21 protein-coding genes, 1 tRNA gene and 1 pseudogene are annotated in these 20,418 nt (G+C 56.4%); 19 read left to right on the top strand and 4 right to left on the bottom strand.

The annotated features are described in order from the left end of the window. Positions 1 to 289: 289 nt before the first annotated feature. Positions 290 to 739, bottom strand: coding sequence for a carboxypeptidase regulatory-like domain-containing protein (locus tag ACM6J5_RS16220; RefSeq protein ID WP_414928958.1), 450 nt, complete (start codon positions 737 to 739; stop codon positions 290 to 292). A gap of 253 nt (positions 740 to 992) precedes the next feature. On the opposite strand from ACM6J5_RS16220, the gene ACM6J5_RS16215 reads away from it, so the two are divergent. From ACM6J5_RS16215 to vapC, 6 genes are all read left to right on the top strand, one after another. After that, complete coding sequence (locus tag ACM6J5_RS16215) at positions 993 to 2,051, top strand: PDDEXK nuclease domain-containing protein (protein ID WP_414928957.1); 1,059 nt, start codon at positions 993 to 995, stop codon at positions 2,049 to 2,051. Positions 2,052 to 2,119: 68 nt separating this feature from the next. Beyond that, complete coding sequence (locus tag ACM6J5_RS16210) at positions 2,120 to 3,094, top strand: alpha/beta fold hydrolase (RefSeq protein WP_414928956.1); 975 nt, start codon at positions 2,120 to 2,122, stop codon at positions 3,092 to 3,094. 36 nt (positions 3,095 to 3,130) lie between these two features. After that, entirely contained in the window at positions 3,131 to 3,547 is a 417-nt protein-coding gene (locus tag ACM6J5_RS16205) for a hypothetical protein (RefSeq protein ID WP_095942292.1), read from the top strand. A gap of 6 nt (positions 3,548 to 3,553) precedes the next feature. Continuing rightward, positions 3,554 to 4,006 (top strand): hypothetical protein, encoded by a 453-nt coding sequence (locus tag ACM6J5_RS16200; protein WP_095942291.1) that lies wholly within the window; start codon positions 3,554 to 3,556, stop codon positions 4,004 to 4,006. Positions 4,007 to 4,176: 170 nt separating this feature from the next. Continuing rightward, positions 4,177 to 4,407, top strand: a complete 231-nt coding sequence (gene vapB, locus ACM6J5_RS16195; RefSeq protein ID WP_095942290.1) for a type II toxin-antitoxin system VapB family antitoxin — start codon at positions 4,177 to 4,179, stop codon at positions 4,405 to 4,407. Continuing rightward, complete coding sequence (vapC, locus tag ACM6J5_RS16190) at positions 4,407 to 4,814, top strand: type II toxin-antitoxin system tRNA(fMet)-specific endonuclease VapC (protein ID WP_414928955.1); 408 nt, start codon at positions 4,407 to 4,409, stop codon at positions 4,812 to 4,814. The genes vapB and vapC overlap by 1 nt, the downstream gene beginning before the upstream one ends. Positions 4,815 to 4,891: 77 nt before the next feature. Here vapC and gabP read toward each other — a convergent pair whose 3' ends face one another. Next, the gene (gene gabP / locus ACM6J5_RS16185) at positions 4,892 to 6,283 is read right to left on the bottom strand and encodes a GABA permease (protein WP_057712424.1); all 1,392 of its coding nucleotides are present in this window, start codon (positions 6,281 to 6,283) and stop codon (positions 4,892 to 4,894) included. Between the two features lie 563 nt (positions 6,284 to 6,846). On the opposite strand from gabP, the gene ACM6J5_RS16180 reads away from it, so the two are divergent. The 10 genes from ACM6J5_RS16180 (at position 6,847) to ACM6J5_RS16135 (ending at position 16,020) form a co-directional block, all read left to right on the top strand. Continuing rightward, the gene (locus ACM6J5_RS16180; protein ID WP_007972784.1) at positions 6,847 to 7,620 is read left to right on the top strand and encodes an ABC transporter ATP-binding protein; all 774 of its coding nucleotides are present in this window, start codon (positions 6,847 to 6,849) and stop codon (positions 7,618 to 7,620) included. Positions 7,621 to 7,633: 13 nt separating this feature from the next. Then, the gene (locus ACM6J5_RS16175; RefSeq protein ID WP_095942288.1) at positions 7,634 to 8,380 is read left to right on the top strand and encodes an ABC transporter substrate-binding protein; all 747 of its coding nucleotides are present in this window, start codon (positions 7,634 to 7,636) and stop codon (positions 8,378 to 8,380) included. 72 nt (positions 8,381 to 8,452) lie between these two features. Further along, entirely contained in the window at positions 8,453 to 9,148 is a 696-nt protein-coding gene (locus tag ACM6J5_RS16170) for an ABC transporter permease (protein WP_057712425.1), read from the top strand. Further along, positions 9,145 to 9,834 (top strand): ABC transporter permease, encoded by a 690-nt coding sequence (locus tag ACM6J5_RS16165; RefSeq protein ID WP_056725836.1) that lies wholly within the window; start codon positions 9,145 to 9,147, stop codon positions 9,832 to 9,834. The genes ACM6J5_RS16170 and ACM6J5_RS16165 overlap by 4 nt, the downstream gene beginning before the upstream one ends. Further along, positions 9,815 to 11,044, top strand: coding sequence for a methyltransferase (locus ACM6J5_RS16160; protein WP_414928954.1), 1,230 nt, complete (start codon positions 9,815 to 9,817; stop codon positions 11,042 to 11,044). The genes ACM6J5_RS16165 and ACM6J5_RS16160 overlap by 20 nt, the downstream gene beginning before the upstream one ends. A gap of 343 nt (positions 11,045 to 11,387) precedes the next feature. Next, positions 11,388 to 12,212: an FkbM family methyltransferase gene (locus ACM6J5_RS16155; RefSeq protein ID WP_414928953.1), complete on the top strand. Its 825-nt coding sequence runs from the start codon at positions 11,388 to 11,390 to the stop codon at positions 12,210 to 12,212. A gap of 78 nt (positions 12,213 to 12,290) precedes the next feature. Beyond that, positions 12,291 to 12,366: transfer RNA gene (locus ACM6J5_RS16150), tRNA-Thr, on the top strand. A gap of 164 nt (positions 12,367 to 12,530) precedes the next feature. Continuing rightward, entirely contained in the window at positions 12,531 to 13,859 is a 1,329-nt protein-coding gene (locus ACM6J5_RS16145; RefSeq protein WP_414928952.1) for a tyrosine-type recombinase/integrase, read from the top strand. Positions 13,860 to 14,764: 905 nt separating this feature from the next. Then, positions 14,765 to 15,748 carry an integrase domain-containing protein gene (locus ACM6J5_RS16140; RefSeq protein ID WP_414928951.1) on the top strand — a complete coding sequence of 328 codons (984 nt, stop codon included), beginning with the start codon at positions 14,765 to 14,767 and terminating at the stop codon, positions 15,746 to 15,748. Beyond that, a complete protein-coding gene (locus tag ACM6J5_RS16135) occupies positions 15,745 to 16,020 on the top strand; it encodes a hypothetical protein (protein ID WP_414928950.1) in 276 nt (91 codons plus the stop codon). Before ACM6J5_RS16140 ends, ACM6J5_RS16135 begins: the two co-directional genes overlap by 4 nt. A gap of 158 nt (positions 16,021 to 16,178) precedes the next feature. Here ACM6J5_RS16135 and ACM6J5_RS16130 read toward each other — a convergent pair whose 3' ends face one another. After that, positions 16,179 to 17,213: a phospholipase D family protein gene (locus tag ACM6J5_RS16130; protein ID WP_414928949.1), complete on the bottom strand. Its 1,035-nt coding sequence runs from the start codon at positions 17,211 to 17,213 to the stop codon at positions 16,179 to 16,181. A 34-nt stretch (positions 17,214 to 17,247) separates the two neighbouring features. Between ACM6J5_RS16130 and ACM6J5_RS16125 the strand changes: the two genes are divergently transcribed. The 3 genes from ACM6J5_RS16125 to ACM6J5_RS16115 all read left to right on the top strand — a co-directional run bounded on the left by ACM6J5_RS16125 (position 17,248) and on the right by ACM6J5_RS16115 (position 19,454). Further along, positions 17,248 to 17,910 (top strand): hypothetical protein, encoded by a 663-nt coding sequence (locus tag ACM6J5_RS16125; RefSeq protein WP_095942280.1) that lies wholly within the window; start codon positions 17,248 to 17,250, stop codon positions 17,908 to 17,910. A gap of 86 nt (positions 17,911 to 17,996) precedes the next feature. Further along, positions 17,997 to 18,215 (top strand): hypothetical protein, encoded by a 219-nt coding sequence (locus tag ACM6J5_RS16120; protein ID WP_414928948.1) that lies wholly within the window; start codon positions 17,997 to 17,999, stop codon positions 18,213 to 18,215. Between the two features lie 393 nt (positions 18,216 to 18,608). Further along, positions 18,609 to 19,454, top strand: coding sequence for a TIR domain-containing protein (locus tag ACM6J5_RS16115; RefSeq protein ID WP_414928947.1), 846 nt, complete (start codon positions 18,609 to 18,611; stop codon positions 19,452 to 19,454). A gap of 239 nt (positions 19,455 to 19,693) precedes the next feature. Here the strand turns inward: ACM6J5_RS16115 and ACM6J5_RS16110 are convergent. Continuing rightward, positions 19,694 to 20,418 (bottom strand): annotated as a pseudogene (locus tag ACM6J5_RS16110) (hypothetical protein); the annotation flags it as partial.

The raw sequence follows: 20,418 nt of genomic DNA, 5'->3' as shown, positions 1-20,418 counted from the left end.
CAATGCCACAGGGCAAGTACGCTTCGCCGGAGGCGTTCTCTACGGCAGCACCGACGCCGACACCGCCGCCGAGTTCGAAATACAGTTGGTGGGGGTGAGCACTTTGCAAACTGCCGATCTGTTTGCCTGATAAAGGGTCGTCTCTGGCACCAAAGCACCAAGAAACCCTGAATCGCAGGATTCAGGGTTTTTTATGCCAGCGGGAAAACGAAGGCACCCAGACATCCCCCCCAAGTACCCGAATGCAAGATTCAGGGATTGATGCCCCGCCTTGATTTTCAGTCTTTCGCTAGCTCGCATCATCCCAGTGGAATACCAGGTTACGGGCTGCACCGCTGCCAATATCGGCAACATCCTTCCGTGTTTCGCCGTTGCGTGTCGCAATGACCGTGTATTTACCGGCAGGCAGTTTCACGTAAACCAGCGGACCGGCGTCATCGAGCGTCAGCACGGTCTGCCCCGGGGCCTTCTGAATAACTACATTCACGTCAGGAGTGTATTCATTTCCCGTCCCGACAGAGAACGTCATGTGCAGGTTATAGCCGGTGGTCTGCTGGATGGCCTTGGACTCATCCTCGCCGATACCGCCCGACAGGTAGGTGATGCCGTTTTGTTCCTGGCTTTGCACCTGCACCCCCTGGCCGTCGATGGGCTCAAGGCTGGCGGCAGGTGACATCGCAGAAAACATCAGCACGCCTACAGCGGTGAGGGGCAACAGGAGTGTATGGAGGTATTTCATGATGACGACTCCCGGGTTCTGCAGAACCCAATCGTTACACTCTTTGGATTTCCAGCCGGAGGGAGGGGTTTAGATTGATTTGGCCTGAGTACGAAACGTACTACGCCATTTGTTCCTCAGCCCTCGCCCGGATTTAGACCCGTCCTGCCTGAGAACCCGGTATTTCCTGCCTGTTTCTCAGTAACACCCGGCATCTTCGAAGGGGGCTCACTTGTCATTCTCTTTCGCTGTTCAACCTGCTGCGGAAGACTTCATGACAACCCTCACCCCCAACGACACTCACGACCCACATCTGGCATCACTGCTTGGCAACCTTGGCAAATTGATCCATCAGGCACGTCAGAAGGTGCTTCGGGCGGTCGATACCGTTCAAGTGCAGACCTGTTGGCAGATCGGACGACATATTGTCGAGTTCGAGCAGGAAGGGGCTCGGCGGGCCAGGTATGGCAAAGAGTTACTGTCGACCTTGGCCAAAGTGCTAACTGCGGAGTTCGGAAAGGGATTTGACGCTTCCAACCTTCGGTATATGCGTCTGTTCTATCAAGCCTTTCCAATTCGTGACGCACTGCGTCACGAATTGAGCTGGACACACTACCGCCGCCTGCTTCGGGTCGACAACGACAGCGCTCGTCTCTGGTACATGAACGAATCAGCCACCCAAAACTGGTCAAGCCGCGCCCTGGAACGCCAGATCAATACGCTGTACTACGAACGCCTGCTGGCGAGCCGCGATCGTGGCGCCGTCAAACAGGAGGCTGCCACCCACATTCAGAACATCAAGGCCAGCCCTCGGGATTTCATCCGTGATCCGGTGGTACTGGAGTTTCTTGGCTTACCCAATGCCGGCAAGCTTCAGGAAAGCGAGATCGAACAAGCGCTGATCGAACAATTGCAGGGCTTCTTGCTGGAGCTGGGAAAGGGCTTCGCATTCATTGCCCGCCAGCAACGCATCAGTACCGACAGCAAAGACTTCTACATCGACCTGGTGTTCTACAACTACTTGCTCAAGTGCTTCGTCATCTTCGATATCAAGCGCGGTGAACTGACCCATCAGGATGTGGGGCAGATGGACATGTACGTGCGCATGTACGACGACCTGAAACGCGGCGTGGAAGACGGCCCCACTGTCGGCATCATTCTCTGTGCGCAAAAGGATGAATCCGTGGTGCGTTACTCGGTGCTCGAAGGAAACGAGCAACTGTTCGCCAGCAAGTACAGGCTTGTCCTGCCGAGTGAGGAGGAACTCCGCAATGAGCTGGATCGGGAGCGTGCGGCACTTGAAGAACGACTGCTCGATCAACAACCGCGTTGAGGCGAACGGATTGTTCATCAACGGCATCAGGACTATCGTTGGCAGCTACCCGCAAAGGACTGACGCTGATGAATTTGCAGGACACGCCTCCACTGGCCCCTACTCGCATCGAGTCGCCGCTGCCGGATACCACCCCCGGCAAATCGTTCAAGGAAACCACCTCGGACGGTTTCATCCTCGGTGGCTTCACCTGGCGACACGCCTCTCAGGACGCCACTCGTCCGGTGGTGATCATCAATGCCGCCACCTCGGTCCGTTGCCGCCATTACTCGCGCTTCGCCGACTACCTGTTCGCCCACGGCTTCGACGTCATCACCTATGACTACCGCGGCATCGGCGAATCGCGGCCGGCATCGCTCAAGGGGCTTCGAGCCTCGTGGACCGATTGGGGAACGCTGGATTTCGAGGCGATGCTCAAGCGCGCGCAGCGTGAGTTCCCCGGGCAGCCTGTCGATGTGGTCGGCCACAGCTTTGGCGGCTGTGCCGCGGGCCTGGGAGCGTCCGGGCACCTGATCCGGCGCCTGGTGACGGTCGGTGCGCAATTCGCCTACTGGCGCGACTATGCGCCGGCCCATCGCTGGCGCATGTTCGCCAAGTGGCATGTGCTGATGCCACTGATGACGATGATCTACGGCTACTTCCCGGGCAAACGCCTTGGCTGGCTGGAAGACACACCCGCCGGCGTGGTCCGTGACTGGAGCTTCTCCACTGCCCGCTTCGAGAAGCGCTCCAGCAGCCGCACAATCAGCAAAACCGCCGGGCAGCTGCCCTTTGCCGGTGTCACCGCGCAAACCCTGGCCATCAGCATCAGCGACGATCCCTACGGCACAATTCCGGCCATCGAACGCCTGCTCGGCTACTTCACTGGCAGCACAAATTCACACCTGCGTATCCATCCCGAAGACATCGGCGAAGAAGAAGTCGGACATTTCGCCTTTTTTCGCAGCGCATACCAAGCCACACTATGGCCCATTGCATTGGCCTGGCTGCAAAACGGCGAACTGCCCCCTGATACCCCCGGGCGGCGAGTGCCACGCAGCTAAGCCCTTTGCCCTTTCAACGAATACGGAACGACGCCCATGGCCTCCGCCAACAAGCAGCAAAAACGCGCCTCCCGTGCCAAGGCCAAGGCCAAGCAGAACCGCACCCAGCGGGCTGCCGCGCCGGTGGAACTGGACCCGAACGACGATCGCATCGACTTCGAGTCGGTGGACCTGACCGACATGTTCAAAGAAATGATCGACGCACAAAAGATCAGCCAGCAGGCCATGTGCGCGGCCTTTCTGGAACATCCGCTTATCGCACTGGTACTGGAGCAGGAAGGTGAGGAAACAGCGACAGACTTCATCATCGCTGCCCTGATCGAATATCGCCAATGGTCGACCGAAACCGACGAAGCCGGCGCTCTGGCGTGGATCGAATCACCGGCCTTTCAGGCCGACTACGTGGCGGCGTCCGACGCCATTGCCGCGCAAACCCAACAGAAACCGAACTGAGCTCCCATGGCCTCCCTGAACAAGCAACAGAAACGCGCCAAGCGCGCAAAAGCCAAAGCCAAGCAGATCAATATCCACGGCCGCAAACCCGCCGCGCTGGACGATGACCTTGGCCACCTCGACGAGCCGATCCCGGAATACACCCTGGCGATGTTCAGCAAAATGCGCGATGCGGAAGCTGTCAGCCGCAGCGAAATGCTCTCGGTACTGCTGACGAACCTGGCCTTTATCATCATCGACCATCCAGAACTGCTGGACATGGAAAACGCCGACGACGAAGGCATGGCCGCCACCCACCTGGCCGCGGACATGCTGATCGACTACCGCATGTGGGCCGACGGCATGGACCGCGACGCCGCCCAGGCATGGCTGAGCGAGCCGCAGTTCATCGCCGATTTCAGCGCTGCGCTGGATGTCTACCGCGAGTCGCTGGAAGTATCGGAAGAAAAAGCCGAGTAAGGGTTACGACGCAAACAAAAACGGTCGCTTGTTATCACTGACAGCGGCCTTTTTTTGGATCTGAATCGAGCACTTTCCTTCCGTCAGGCACCACGTATATCCCATTGACATATCCAACACAAAACCTATCCTTTGGACTCATCGCGCCAGTAAAAGCGCAGGAGGTCCAAATGGAACAGACAACCCTTTTCATGAGCAATCGAAGCCAGGCCGTTCGCCTGCCGAAAGCTGTAGCCATGCCAAGCGACGTGAAACGAGTCGACGTCGTCGCCGTCGGTCGAAGCCGAATCATCACGCCCGCCGGTGAAACCTGGGACAGCTGGTTCGATGGCGCAAGCATCACGGCAGACTTCATGACCGATCGCGAGCAACCTGCCGATCAGGAGCGTGAGTCGTTCTGATGATCAAGTACATGCTCGATACCAACATCTGCATCTTCACCATCAAGAACAAACCACAGGTGGTACGGGAGGCGTTCAACCGTCATCACAGCCAACTGTGCATCAGTGCGGTCACGCTGATGGAGCTGATTTACGGCGCGGAAAAATCAGCAGCGCCCGAAAAAAACCTGGCAGTCATCGAGGGTTTCTCCGCCCGACTTGAAGTCCTGCCCTTCGACAACGAAGCAGCAGCACACACCGGAATGATCCGATCCGAACTGGCAAAGGCAGGCAAACCCATAGGCCCGTACGACCAGATGATTGCCGGGCACGCACGCTCACGCGGGTTTATCGTGGTCACCAACAACCTGCGGGAATTTGAGCGCGTTCCGGGGTTACGCGTAGAAGACTGGGTTCATGTCGAATGAACACCGAGCAATCGACAGAAACAAAAACGGCCGCTTGTCATCACTGACAGCGACCGTTTTGCATTACGCGGTGTGAATCAGTTCAGCACCACCGCGCCACGCTTTTCCAGCTTGCGGCGGCGAGCCACCAGCAAACCGGCCGCTACCACCAGAGCACTGAGCAAGCCGGTCGCGAGGATTTCCACGCGATGGGCTTCCTGGAACAGCATGATGGTCAAGGCCGCGACGATGAAGACGATCACCGCGTAGGTCAGGCCCGGGAACAGCCACATGCTGAAGGCGATTTTCTCGCCGCGCGCTATACGCTGCTTACGCATGCGCAGTTGCGAAATCGCAATCACCAGGTACACCAGCAGCGCGATCGCGCCGGAGCTGGCCAGCAGGAATTCGAACACCGCAGCCGGGGCTACGTAGTTGGCGAAGGTTGCCAGGAACGCGGCGCCAGTGGACAACATCACAGCCCAGTAAGGCGTGCCACTTTTGTTGGTGCGCGTGGACATCGCCGGCGCATCACCGCGCTTGCCCAGGGAGAACAACATCCGCGACGACGTGTAGAGCGCCGAGTTCAGGCAGCTGGTCACGGCGACCAATACCACGATGTCGACGATCATCTTGGCATTCGGGATGCCCATGCGCTCAAGCACAGTCTGGTAGGAACCGAGGCTTGCCAGTACCGGATCGTTCCAGGGCACCAGGGCCACAACGATGAAGATCGACACGAGGTAGAACAAGCCGATCCGCCAGATGACCGAATTGGTGGCCTTGGAGATTTGCTTGCCAGGGTTCTTCGATTCCGCGGCCGCGATGGTCACGATCTCGGTGCCCATGAAGGAGAACATGGTGGTCAGAATCGCGCCCAACACCGCGCCCATACCGTTTGGCAGGAAGCCCTGGGTGTCGAAAAGATGGGAAACGCCGCTGACCTGGCTGCCCGGCAGGAAGCCGAAGATCGCCATGAGACCCAGCACGATGAAACCGATGATGGCCAGCACTTTGATCAGGGCGAACCAGAACTCGAACTCACCGTAGTTCTTTACGCTGAACAGGTTGGTTACGGTCAACAGCATCGTAATGACCAGAGCGAAGGCCCAGATGTCCACACCAGGGAACCAGGCATGCAGGATGGTCGCGGCGGCGTTGGCTTCCAGCGGAATCACCAGCACCCAGAACCACCAGTAGAGCCAGCCGATGGTGAAACCGGCCCAGTGACCGATTGCGCGGTCGGCGTAAGTCGAAAATGAACCGGTGTCCGGCGAGGCAACGGCCATTTCGCCGAGCATGCGCATCACCAGCACCACCAACATGCCGGCGGCGGCGTAAGCCAACAGAACAGCCGGACCTGCAGCGGCGATGGCGTGACCCGAGCCAACGAACAAGCCGGCGCCGATAACCCCGGCAATCGACAGCATGGTCACGTGGCGCGGTTTGAGCCCCTGTTCGAGGCCATTAGAGCTTTGGGTACTGCTCATTAAAACTACCTTTGTAAGGAGAAGCGAATGCGTGCATCCCGTTCGGCGAACCTTCTCGTAAAAAGAAGCCAACAGGGCGTTCTGGATTCTGCACGCAATAATTGCGCCAAAATATTTCAAATCCTTCTATCCCGGCGATTCCAACAGACCGGACAGTCATCGCAACCCATTGAATTTAATGGCACTTCGCCAGAACGTTACCCTGCCACCCACTTTTCGGGGTGAATCCGCGCACTGGAAACACACCTGAAAATGGCTCCGCGCACATTAAAAGTGAACAAGCGGTGCATTTGGCCGGATAGCGCTTCCAACACCCTGTCAAAGCTGGCAACATCGCGCCTTTTTTTGCGGCAGCCACCGCGCTTTTCATCGACAGGCAAGGTTCAAACGGCTGTTCGGTTGTTGATGGGGCGACAGTCTGCTGCGCCGATGCGACAACCTGCCACACACCAGCCGTTTACTGTCCGTAGCGCTGTTGGCTGCCATTGAAACGCTATGCTAGGTTGGCCGCCTCGCCAGGAAGGCCGCCAACAGCAGGAGCGCAACATTTATGAGGAACGCACATGGCTGAGGCCACGCCCGCGCTTGAAATCCGCAACTTGCACAAACGCTACGGTTCGCTGGAGGTGCTCAAAGGCATCTCGCTGACCGCCCGCGACGGCGATGTGATCTCGATCCTGGGTTCCTCCGGCTCCGGCAAGTCCACGTTCCTGCGGTGCATCAACCTGCTGGAAAACCCGCACCAGGGCCAGATCCTGGTCGCCGGCGAAGAACTCAAGCTCAAGGCCGCGAAGAACGGTGAACTGGTGGCCGCCGACGGCAAACAGATCAACCGCCTGCGCAGCGAAATCGGTTTTGTGTTTCAAAACTTTAATCTGTGGCCGCACATGAGCGTGCTCGACAACATCATCGAAGCCCCGCGCCGCGTGCTCGGCCAGAGCAAGGCCGAAGCCATCGAAGTGGCCGAAGCCCTGCTGGCCAAGGTCGGCATCGCCGACAAGCGCCATGCCTACCCGGCACAGTTGTCCGGCGGCCAGCAACAACGCGCGGCCATTGCCCGCACCCTGGCCATGCAGCCCAAGGTCATCCTGTTCGACGAGCCCACCTCGGCGCTTGACCCGGAAATGGTCCAGGAAGTACTTAATGTCATCCGCGCGCTGGCCGAAGAAGGCCGCACCATGCTGCTCGTGACCCACGAAATGGGCTTCGCCCGTCAGGTCTCCAGCGAAGTGGTGTTCCTCCACCAGGGCCTGGTAGAAGAGCAAGGATCGCCACAGCAGGTGTTCGAAAACCCGCTTTCGGCGCGCTGCAAACAATTCATGTCCAGCAACCGCTAACGGAGCTATCCACATGCAGAACTACAAAAAGGTCTTCCTGGCTGCCGCCGTCACCCTGGCGTTCAGCGCCGGTGCCATGGCCGAAACCCTGAAGATGGGCATCGAAGCGGCTTACCCACCGTTCAACAATAAAGATGCCAGTGGCAATGTCGTCGGCTTCGACAAAGAGATCGGCGACGCCCTGTGTGCCAAGATGAAAGTCGAGTGCACCGTCGTGACCTCCGACTGGGACGGCATCATCCCGGCCCTGAACGCCAAGAAGTTCGACTTCCTGATCTCCTCGATGTCGATCACCGACGAGCGCAAGCAAGCGGTGGACTTCACCGACCCGTACTACTCCAACAAGCTGCAGTTCATCGCGCCGAAAAACGTCGACTTCAAAACCGACAAGGCTTCGTTGCAAGGCAAGGTGATCGGCGCCCAACGCGCGACCCTGGCCGGCACATGGCTGGAAGACAACATGGACGGCGTCGAAGTCAAACTCTATGACACCCAGGAAAACGCTTACCTGGACCTGATTTCGGGTCGCCTGGATGGCATCCTGGCCGACAAGTACGTCAACTACGAGTGGCTGAAAAGCGATGCCGGCCGTGCGTACGACTTTAAGGGCGACCCGGTGGAAGAAAGCGACAAGATCGGTATCGCCGTTCGCAAGAACGACCCGATCCGCGTGAAGCTGAACACCGCCCTGAAAGAAATCGTCGCTGACGGCACCTATAAAAAGATCAACGACAAGTACTTCCCGTTCAGCATCTATTGATACTGACCTGCCTGACCGGCGCCTGATGGCGCCGGTTCTCGGCCTTGCCTGCCGCGATTTGAAAAGAAATCCATGATTATCGACCTCTACGGATTCGGCCCGGCGCTCGCCGCTGGCGCGCTGATGACTGTGAAACTGGCACTCTCGGCCCTGTGCCTGGGGCTGGTGCTCGGTCTGCTCGGCGCCTTGGCCAAGACTTCCCCGTACAAGCCGCTGCAATGGCTTGGCGGTACTTATTCGACCCTGGTTCGCGGCATCCCGGAATTGCTCTGGGTGTTGTTGATCTACTTCGGCACGGTCAACCTGATGCGCGCCCTGGGCGAGTTCTTCGGCAACCCCGACCTTGAACTCAACGCCTTCGCCGCCGGTGTGATTGCGCTGGGCCTGTGTTTCGGCGCCTACGCCACGGAAGTGTTTCGCGGCGCGATCCTCGCCATCCCCAAAGGCCATCGCGAAGCCGGCGTGGCCCTGGGCCTGTCGAAATGGCGGATTTTCACCAAGCTGATCATGCCGCAGATGTGGCGCATCGCCCTGCCCGGCCTTGGCAACCTGTTCATGATCCTGATGAAAGACACCGCGCTGGTGTCGGTGATCGGCCTGGAAGAAATCATGCGTCATGCGCAAATCGGCGTGACCGTCTCCAAGCAACCGTTCACCTTCTATATGGTGGCCGCGTTCATGTACCTGAGCCTGACGGTACTGGCGATGACCGGCATGCATTTCCTGGAAAAACGCGCCGCTCGCGGCTTCGCGAGGAGCACCCAATGAACTGGGAAGTCATCATCAAGTGGCTGCCGAAACTGGCCCAGGGCGCAACCCTGACCCTGGAACTGGTGGCCATCGCCGTGATCGCCGGTTTGCTGCTGGCCATTCCACTGGGCATCGCCCGCTCGTCGCGCCTGTGGTGGGTACGGGCATTTCCCTACGGCTACATCTTCTTTTTCCGTGGTACGCCGTTGCTGGTTCAACTGTTCCTGGTCTACTACGGCCTGGCGCAGTTCGACGCGGTTCGTAACAGTTCGATGTGGCCGTACCTGCGCGATCCGTTCTGGTGCGCCACGGCGACCATGACCCTGCACACCGCGGCCTACATTGCGGAAATCCTGCGGGGCGCCATTCAGGCGATTCCACCGGGCGAGATCGAGGCGGCACGGGCGCTGGGCATGTCCAGACCCAAAGCCCTGTTCTACATCATCCTGCCGCGCGCCGCGCGCATCGGCCTGCCGGCCTACAGCAACGAAGTGATCCTGATGCTCAAGGCCAGCGCCCTGGCCAGCACCGTGACCCTGCTGGAACTGACCGGCATGGCCCGCACCATCATTGCCCGGACCTACCTGCCAGTGGAGATCTTCTTCGCCGCGGGCATGTTCTACCTGGTAATGGCTTACGTGCTGGTGCGCGGTTTCAAGCTGCTGGAGCGCTGGTTGCGCGTCGATGCCTGCCAAGGGCGTTGAGGATTGCGTGTTGACGGGCGAGGCCCTGCTCGCCCGTTTCACCGCGCTGGATGCTTTTCTGACAGCGCATCAAGCACTGTGGAAACCCCGGCCGTTCACTCACCTACAGCTACCCTGGGAAGTGTCCTACCCGGAGCTGGCCGCATGGCTACGTGAGCGAACGCTGGAAGACGCGGAAAACACTCACAACCAACCCGCCCTCCTGAATGCACCGGAACCCTTTGCTTCCTTGGCAACAATGTCCGTGGCGTTGAGTGCCGTGGATGAATTGCCCGCACACACGCTCGAAGCGGCCGGCCATCGACTGAACGTCGATGTACCGGGGCGTAAATGGCAGCAGATCGAAGCGTTCGCCAGCCGATTGCAGTTTTCCGAGGCTCCGCAGCATTGGCTGGACTGGTGCTCAGGCAAAGGGCATTTGGGCCGCCGCCTGTTGCAACCAGGCCAACAACTGACATGCCTGGAATACGACCCGGCACTGGTATCCAGCGGCCAGGCGCTCAGCCAGCGCCATCACCTGCATGCGCTGCATATCGAACAGGATGTGCTCGCGGCAGGCGCAGCTAGTTCATTGAGCGCGCATCACACACCTGTCGCGCTTCACGCCTGCGGTGATCTGCATGTGCGGCTGATTCAACTCGCCAGCGCCACAGGCTGTAAGCAACTCGCCATTGCGCCGTGCTGCTACAACCGGATCAGTCTTGCCCAATACTCGCCGATTTCCTCGGCGGCCAAAGGCTCCGACTTACAGCTTTCCCTCGACGACCTCGCATTGCCCATGAGTGAAACCGTTACTGCCGGCGCCCGCGTGCGACGTCAACGCGACACCTCCATGGCCCGGCGCCTGGGCTTCGACTTGCTGCAACGGCAACTGCGCGGCATCAACGAGTACCTGCCAACCCCTTCCCTGCCCAGCGCCTGGCTGGACAAACCCTTCGCCGATTACTGCCAACACCTGGCCGCACTCAAAGAGTTATCCACAATCGGCCCGCAAGATTGGCGAGCCCTCGAAGCCGCCGGCTGGCAGCGACTGGCCGAAGTGCGCAACCTTGAACTACTACGCGGACTTTTCCGACGCCCGCTAGAACTTTGGCTAGTTCTTGACCGGGCACTTTTCCTCGCCGAGCAGGGCTACAGCGTCCGCGTCGGCACCTTCTGCGAAACCCCGCTCACGCCGCGCAATTTCCTGCTCCTGGCCGAACGCGCTTAAACACACCCGACCTGTGGATAACTCTGTTGATGGAATTATCGTGGATCCAATATCCACGCCGGTTTCAGGGCAAAATCCATACTGTTCATTTTTTATACACCCGCATAAAAAATCGAAAAAACAGGTATTTGCGGACAAATGAGAACAGATCCACAAATTCGGCCTAAACCCAGTGCGTTGCCAACGGCATTGTGCATAAGCATTTAATCAAAACGACATAAATGCCTAATCCCGGATCGCAGACAGGGGAAATTGCACCCTTTCATTACTCTTGATATACACACACGCAAGGGCGCCGGCAGCGCGGCCACAAACAAGAACATTTCTCCGACAGGATGCGCCAGTGACGTTCATTTCCTACGCACAGAATTTCGAAGACATACGCCTGTGGCGCGCCCTCAAAACCGTCGAGAACGGCTTCTACATCGACGTCGGGGCAAACCATCCCACCCATGATTCGGTCACCAAGGCGTTCTACGACAACGGCTGGACCGGCATCAACGTCGAACCGATGCCCAACTACTATGAAGCCTTGTGCCAGCAACGCCCCAAAGACACCAACCTGCAATGCGCGGCCGGGGAAAGCGCTGACGACCTGACCTTCTACGGCATCGCCGGCACCGGCCTCTCGACCCTCGACCCGGCCATGGCCCAAATGCACATAGACGCCGGCATGGACGTGCGCAGCCAAACGATCCAGTCCCGCACCCTGACCTCCATCTGCGAAGAACACGCCCAGGGCCGCGCCATTCACTTCCTGAAAATCGATGTCGAAGGCCACGAAGAAACCGTCCTGCGCGGCATGGACTTCAGCCAATGGCGGCCCTGCGTGATCCTCATCGAAACCCCCTGGGCCCGCGACCAGACCTGGGAAAGCCTCGTCACCGACGCCGGCTACCAATCCATCCTGTTCGATGGCATCAACACCTACTACCTCGCCGAAGAACACCTGAACCTCAAACCCGCCTTCGACATCCCGCCGTGCAACCTGGACGAGTTCCAGTTCTGCAAAGGCCACAACTTCAGCCACCCCCTCAGCGACGCCGAAAACCAACTCGCCGCCGCCCTGCAACGCGCCGAACAGGCCGAAGCACAGCTGCGCGCGATGCAAAACAGCCGAACCTGGCAAGCCATCCAGAAACTCAAGAAAACCCTGCTGCGCGCCTGACCTGAAGCCCGCGCAAAAATAGTCAGAATTCAGGGGTTTACAGAAGCCAGCCAATCGCTATAATCGTCGCCCTGACACGCCGGTATAGCTCAGATGGTAGAGCAACTGACTTGTAATCAGTAGGTCCCGGGTTCGATTCCTGGTGCCGGCACCACATTAGGCTCCATTGCATTCCACTGAATGCTCTGGAAGCCCCGAAAACCCGCCCTTTGGCGGGTTTTTTCGTTCCAGGACCCTCTGTCGGGATCCAACAAAATCCCCCTTCCCCGAGGGTATGTTAGGGGTACTGCGATTTTCCGGTCAGGAGCGCGTACCCCTATGCCACGTCTAGCGATCCCTCTCAGCGACCTGCAATGCCGCACGGCCAAAACCCGCGAGCGCGCCTACAAACTGTTCGACGGTGGCGGCATGTACCTTTTCGTCAAACCCAATGGCGTGAAGACCTGGCGTTTGAAGTACACCAAGCCCAACGGCAAGGAAGGTACGCTCATCATCGGCAATTACCCCATCGTTACCCTTTCCGTCGCACGACGTAAGCGAGACGAAGCCAAGGCGTTGCTGCTCGACAACCTCGACCCAATGGAAGAAAAGAAGAAGGCCAAGATCGTAGCCCAGCGGGCGGCACTGCTTTTCGAAACCGTTGCCATGGAGTGGCACGCCGATATGTCCCGCCGCTGGACCGAAGGCCATGCAAAAACAGTAATGAGCCGACTGCGCACCCACGTCTTCCCGCACATCGGCCAACGACCGATCGCTGAACTCGATACCCACGACCTGCTAGAGATCACCCAGCACATCAAGGAACGCGGCACCATGGATGTGGCGTTAAGGGTACAGAACTACCTATCCACCATCATGCGCGGGGCCAAAAGGGCTCGGCAGATCACCATGAATCCTGCACTGGATCTGGCAGGCTCGATTCACGCGCCGCGCACAGTCCATCGCCCCGCCCTATCCCTCAACCGCCTACCCGAACTGCTACACCGTATCGACAACTACAACGGCCGCGAGCTGACGCGCCTTGCTGTGCTGCTGACTCTGCATGTGTTCGTCCGCTCCAGCGAGTTGCGCTTCGCTCGATGGAGTGAGTTCGACTTCCAACGCGCCATGTGGGAAATCCCCGATACGCGCGCACCGATTGAAGGGGTACGCAACTCCACACGCGGGACCAAGATGAACGGCGACATTCAAATGGTTCCGCTATCGCCGCAGGTCATCGAAATACTGGAGCGCCTGCGCAGCCTCAGTCGCTTTTCAGAGTTGGTGCTACCGGGCGACCACAAGTACTGGAAGCCCATGTCCGAGAACACGGTGAACACCATGCTCCGCAACGTCGGCTATGACACCAGCAAGGACGTGTGCGGCCACGGCTTCAGGACCATGGCCTGTAGCGCCCTGCTTGAGTCCGGATTATGGACCGACGCAGCCATCGAAAGACAAATGAGCCACAAGGAACGCAACCGTGTGCGCGCCGCGTATATCCACAAAGCTGAATTTCTGGAGCAGCGCCGGCTGATCATGGCGTGGTGGAGCAACTACATTGATGCCAATCGCAGCGGCCATGTAACGCCTCACGAATTCGCTCACCCAGTCGGCAACAACATCACCGCCCTACAAAATAGCCGTGGCGCATCCAAACGTGGGTAAGCCAATGAGATCACCGCAGTCCGCCCTTCCACGCGGGTCCATCCAAGCGGGGCTGCAAAGCCGCCCTGCTTGGATGGACCTCACTTAAAAAATCTAAAGCCCCACGCAACTGTCTGTGGAAAACCACTGATTTCCACCGGTGGATAATTTCATCCACAGCCGCAGAACTCCTGAAAATTCGAGCCTTGACCCAAATTATCCACAGGCGTAGAAAAGATCGGGCAAGTGCTGTCGTTGACAGCAACCCAGGTAGCCAGAACCTTTAAGGCTACGCCACACCGTGGTGGTTCTCCCAAAGTGCGATTAGCGTCCGGTGGCTCGCACGGTCACTCACCGAGTGATGGATGCCTACTTCAGATCATTGCCATTGCGGCAAATACATCCCCCTACCCAGCTGCCCTGCAGCAACCTTTCCGCTTGGTCATTTCACTGCGCCAACCTGCGCCCGTCTCTTTCTCCCGGAAAGAGACGGGCGCTCGTACCACTGCTGCAGCCCAACTCGTACAAAGCTTTGCGGCATTCCCCCTCGTGACAATCGGCGTGACAAACACCGAAGTCACCAACCACAGCGATGCAGATGATGGTGCCGCAGCCCACGGGATGGACTGCACCTGACTGACAGTCAGGCATGCCCCGGTCATCGCTTCACTGCCTTCACCCGACTCAGGATCTCGCGGCGCAGGTCTCGTCAGCCAGCGCAGCCTCCACCCGCCCACTTCATCTGAAGTGTTCAGGAGGCCAGGTCATGAGGTGCCCAAGCTCCCGGTCGTAAAGAGCCGCCAGTCCCGCGTCAGTGGACAACCCTCACAGGTCGCAGGGGCCTTGATCCCTGATAACACTCAACATTCGTGGCGGGATGACGTGGGGAAAGTTTTAAAAGTTTTAGCTTCGAGAGGAGTTCGAAAGTGGCACTACTAGTAGGTAAACGTGACGGGCGCAATTTTGGCTATGGCCGGCAACTGAGTTATGCCGGGCCACAGGCACTACGTGATCTGTTTGGCGGCGGGCATTACGGGACGGTCAAAGCACACAGTGATCGTTGGCTGGCGTTTGTACGCTGGTGTCGGTCGGAGGATGGCCCGGGAATTAATGACGCACGGCAGATTGATCGGCAGACCTTGCTGGATTACGCGGAGCATCTGCGTCACCTGGTTGAGCGCAGCGATCTCGCCATCGCCACTGCGCAAAACCGATTGTCCAGCGTCAATCGAACCCTGGCAGCGCTTCGCGGTGATCAGTATGTGAAAGTACCGAGTCCGAGCAAGGCGCTAGGAATGCGGCGCACCAGTGTTCGTCGTTCGGTGCCGCAAGGCCAAGACCGCGAACATGTGAAGAGGGTCGTAGAGGTGCTTTGCGCACACCAGCAGCCGCGTGCCGCGGCCATCGCTCAATTAGCGCGAGCCACCGGCATGCGCTTACGTGAGGCCATTTTGGCCGACCTTCCGCGCTTAAAACGTGAGGCCGAACAATACGGCAAGATCAACATCCAGGATGGCACCAAGGGGGGCCGCTCAGGTGCCTCGGCACCTCGCTGGATCAGGGCGGATGATCATATTCGCGAGGCGCTGAGATTCGCCGAACAGGTCTCACCCGACGGTAGCCGCAACCTACTTGCACCGAACGAAACCTACCTCGATTTCCAACGGGGAATCGTCCGTCTTGCACGGGACATCCTCCATCAGTACAACCTCAAAGGCTTCCACGAATTGCGGGCAGCCTATGCGTGCGAACGCTATGAGCAAATCACCCACCATCCCGCCCCCATCAACGGTGGCCATTGCTATCAACTCGACCGACGTCTCGATCAGGAAGCCCGAGTACAAATCAGCTATGAGCTGGGGCACAACCGTATCGTCGTGGTGGCCGCTTACATTGGTGGTCGAGCGTGAGCACGGCATTCGATATGGATCTGTTCCTGGTGAGCGTCCTGACCGGGTCGTATACCACGCGTCAACGCCACCTGCGTCAGGCGAAGGCTATCCAAACAGCAATCGATGAGCGCTGGCAACGCGACAATCCATGGACTTGGCAGAGAAAACACCTTGCGTGGTTTTTGAATCACCACCTAAACCAGCACACTGAATCGACGCGCTATTACTATTTGCTGACCATGCAATTACTCACTCATCGCTTAGGAAAACCCTGGCAGTTCAACCGCTAGACGAAGGTCAGAAAACGGCCAAAAGTAGCCTCTCGCTGAGGGCAGCCATCGGCCAGATGCAGCGAGACCTCAATGGAGTCATGGAGGACGTTGCCTGCCTAAATAAGCAAGGCGATGATCGGATCCAGCCTCCGCCCGCCTCGCCGCTTAACGAATGTTTATGGCGCTTGAAGGATTCGTCTAAGCTCGGAAAGGTGGATGCGCCTGGCATCGGGATCAAGTTCATCAGCAGCGTTCCAAATCGCTTCGATCTTTGGCCTCACTGACTTCGCGATCCGCTGACGATCCACCTGGAGAAGCCGCCGACCAAGCAGCGTAGTTAATGGTTTGGCGAGATCCACCCAACCATCCTTATTGCTGTCCTCATAAATGAAATTTAGTTTTGTACCTGTCATACGACATGCACCGTCAACGGCGACCCCACCGTTCTCGTTCCAGATAATGCAGAGGTATTCATTCTTCTCTGTAGTATCGAGAGAGTCTGGCCAAGTCTCAAACGACCAGCGCTCTACGCCCTCACCGCCCTGCCCGTTGCTTCCATGCTCAATGAGCTCTTCGTCTTCGTGCTGCTTGGCCCGGGCTTCGGCCTCAGGTCCAGGTCTTGAAGTGTATAGAAGGGCGTAGGCGTTCCGACCTTCTAGATCGGCCACTGAATAGTTGTCGAAAGCGAACGGCCCCTTCCGGCTGTAATCAGGGCGGCCATCCCGATTCTTCTCATAAGCCTCGGTTGCGTCGGCTAGGTCTTGGTCTGTGATTGGCCTGCTGTCGGTCGACAACCACAGCCGATTAAACCACTCCTGTGCTGACTCGACTTCATCTCTGTCGACGGTTTGAATTGCCGCTTCGAGCCAGTGCGCAACTTCAACCCCTTCAAATCCCAACCCATTCGCGGATACGTTTGCTGAGCCGATGATTGCCGAGGTGGGTCCTACCACCAGTTTCGCGTGTAGCCGGTCGCACTGGCGGATCTGGACATGAGCCATTGCCTTTGCTCGATCAACTAGCAGTTTGATCACCGAAGGGTTCGTCCCCCCGCTTCTGAGATTGCAAATGACTCTCAACGGCTTTCCGTCGTCAGGATGGATGGTTGCATCTGCGCCATCGCCCCAGAATGCTACAGCCACATCCAACGAAGCTTCTTGGGCGACCATCGCGCGAAGAGCCTTTGGGTACTGCTCCGGACCAATGAACATCAAGTACTCCTTTCCTAGCAGTCAGAGGTGCATCATGGGAATCGAGCGGCGGACGCATGATGATTCCGCTCTCAGACTTGCTTTGCAGCAATCCCACAATGCGTTGAGTAGAAAAAATATGATTCGCGAAATTGAAAATTCGCTGATGGCGGCATTCGATCAAACCATGTGCAAATATCGCCAAATCCTGAACAACTATTACCCTGCGCATAAAAGCACCGGTTTCACCGAGAGAAACCTGACCAATAATTTCGTAAGGGCATTGGAGAACGTATTAGGCAAGGACGCATTTGCGTGGTTTGAGGCTCCATTGTGCTCCGAGGAAAAACTGCACCTTGATGCAATCGTTTTTGACCCCACCACGAAAAGCTGCTTTCTAATTGAAGCCAAGAGATTTTCCAACCTCAACAAAAAAATCGCTGAAACCATACATGATATCCAGCGGATGTCATATCAGGCCCATCACGCCACACTGGAGCTAGGATTAGGCAAGTTGAAAATTGAACACCGGTACGCCATCGTACTGGTCGATATCTGGACAGAGGGTGAGGCAAAACAGGTAACCTTCGAAAACTGGCCCGCCTGCCTGGATGACGCATCACTCGACCTATTCCGTACCGGCGGTTTTGAAAACCTCATGATCGAAAAAGAATGGAAGCACAATTACAAGATCATGATGGCAGCCAAGAAGCTTTGATCCCCCTCACGTAGGGCGATGGGTCAGGATGCTGTTCTGGGCCGCGGACACTAGGCTTTCCGCACCACTCATCAAGGACGACCGCCATGCTAGATAACTCCGACTGCAAGATCGCCGCTGCTGACGCTTTGACATTGCTCCTGCACAACCAACATGCCTTGGATGCGGCGATAGAAGAGATCACTAAGTGGCTTTCAGAGAATGGCGTAGAGAGTGTTGCAGATAACGCGGTCGCGGCCATGGAAACCCTGGACACAAATTCAAAAGCGATTACAGACGCAATTATGCGACTACGGCAGGCCTAGAATCGCCTCTGGCTCTGCAAACGCAAATGACTGGCAGTTATGAATCTTTTTGGGACTTTCATAGCAGGCAGCAATCGGCTAGTTGCTGCCCATCGCGACTGACAGAAATCGGCCAAAAAAGCCGCGGTTAGAATCAGCTTCTCGGCTCGTCGGCCAGTAAAGGACAAACTTGCATTGCTCACGCGGCGATTGTAGCGCGCCACCTCGGCACAGTTTTGTGCCTCCGGCGGCTTCCGGCCAAAGCTTTGCAAACGTTTTTAATCGCGATTGGAGCCAAGTGCTGGACTGAAAGTCCCGTTTCCACGCAAAATCCAGCTCGGCTGAGCAGCCGTGAGTTTTCACATGTTGCTATTACAACTATTTTTAGATTTTTTACTTCGAAGATGAGTCGCTATGAAAGTATTTATAAGTTGGTCGGGTGACACGAGTAAAAAAGTAGCAGAAGCCATTAGGAATTGGCTACCGACAGTGTTGCAAACGGTAAAGCCATATTTCACACCGAGCGACATTGAAAAAGGTACGCGGTGGTCATCGGACATAGCTAGGGAGCTAGACGATTCTATGGCTGGGATTTTTTGCGTAACCAGAGAGAATTTATTCAGCCAATGGCTTATGTTTGAAGCGGGAGCGATTTCAAAGAAGGTTGAACAGTCATTGGTATGCCCTATTTTGATTGGGCTCGATAATTCTGACATCAATGGTCCCTTGACGCAGTTTCAGACCACACTCTTCAACAAATCAGACTTTAAGCGGCTTGTTTCTGATCTCAATAAGGCAAACAAGGAAAACAAACTAGAAGAGACAGTTCTGCATACCGTATTTGAAACATTCTGGCCCGCACTAGAAGAGCAGGTTAGAGAGATATTCAAGCAGGAATCATCAGCCAGTGAAAACAAATCCGATGTTCGCACCGAGCGTGAAGTGCTCGAAGAAATATTGAATTTATCACGAGCGCTAGCGATCCAAAAATCTGGTGGATTTAAAACACATACAGAACTAAATCAATTAATATCTGATTTTCTATCCTCCTTCAACGCAGTATTTGAAGATGATTGGGATCATACCAAATTATGCTTGGAAAATAGCGAACACCTCATCAATCGCAATGGAACCTTTATTAATCCGAAAGTGCGGGATGAGGAAAATAACTGGTCCAACAGGGCTACCCTCCTGAAGTCTTACCGCAAGCTCATTGAATATATTGGAATTCACAATATAGAGATATCAACAAGCTTCTAGATCTACGTCTGTCGGGCACCGCGCGAGCCGTATAGTAAAAGCGCGGTGAAGCGCTGCCAGGACAGACTCCAACGCCGAGCGCCTGGCGCTGATTAGTCCAAAGGCTGCCATGATGACAGGCAGCTATTCGGCCAAAAGCGGACTGCCTGCCCTATTAATAAATCCGTCCCCTTTCGGTCTTTACCGCTCTTTACCGGCTCGTTTTCCCCACCTCACTCATGGTTATATGGGGATTATTTTTATTTACTAAGGCTATCTAGTTGGATTTTTAGTCGCTCAAGCTCCTCTCGTAATTCTAGGTTTTCTTTTTCTAGCATCTTTGTCCGAATAGCTTTTTTGTTTGCGTTGCCGGGAATTGACAGCAGCGTTTCAAGCTCATCCTTGTAGGGCATTATTGGCTGGTAAAGCTGGTGGTATGCTCTGCCAACTGCGCCCCTGTAAAGTTGTAATTCTGGACTGTTGTCCCCTACTAATAGGGTATGTCGGGTGGCAATTCCAGGGTATGGATCAATGAATACAATTTTGCTGATTCCAAGTTGGTAGGCTTTCTTGGAGCAGAGTTCGCATGGGCTGGCTGTAGTAAATAGTATCCCGTTCCTAAGCTTCATTCCGCCATGTTTTGAAATCTGAAGGAATGCATTCTCTTCCGCGTGTAGTGAGCGTGTGTGAACTTGGTTTTTTTCACCGTCTATTTCATTTTGCATGTCTTTAAAGCAAAAAGATAAATTGCGACCTTCCAATAGGGGTGATTTTCTTAGCTTGTCAAATTTCCCATGTAAAACCTCCCTGAATTTACTATCATTTCTTTCATACTCGCTGTATGCATAAGTGTCCTGACCAAGCAGTAAGTCTTCGGCATTTCTGAGAAGGCATGGTACTTGCCCTTGTGGCGTGTTGTTCCATCCAACTGACTTGACAGAGAATTCCTCGTCAGTTACAGCTGCCCCCACCTGTCTTGATATGC

Source organism: Pseudomonas sp. IT-P74 (genome assembly GCF_949768175.1).
In the GTDB taxonomy this organism is placed as follows: domain Bacteria; phylum Pseudomonadota; class Gammaproteobacteria; order Pseudomonadales; family Pseudomonadaceae; genus Aquipseudomonas.
The sequence above is the reverse complement of the archived record's forward strand: the minus strand, read 5'-3'. Positions and strand labels throughout refer to the sequence as shown.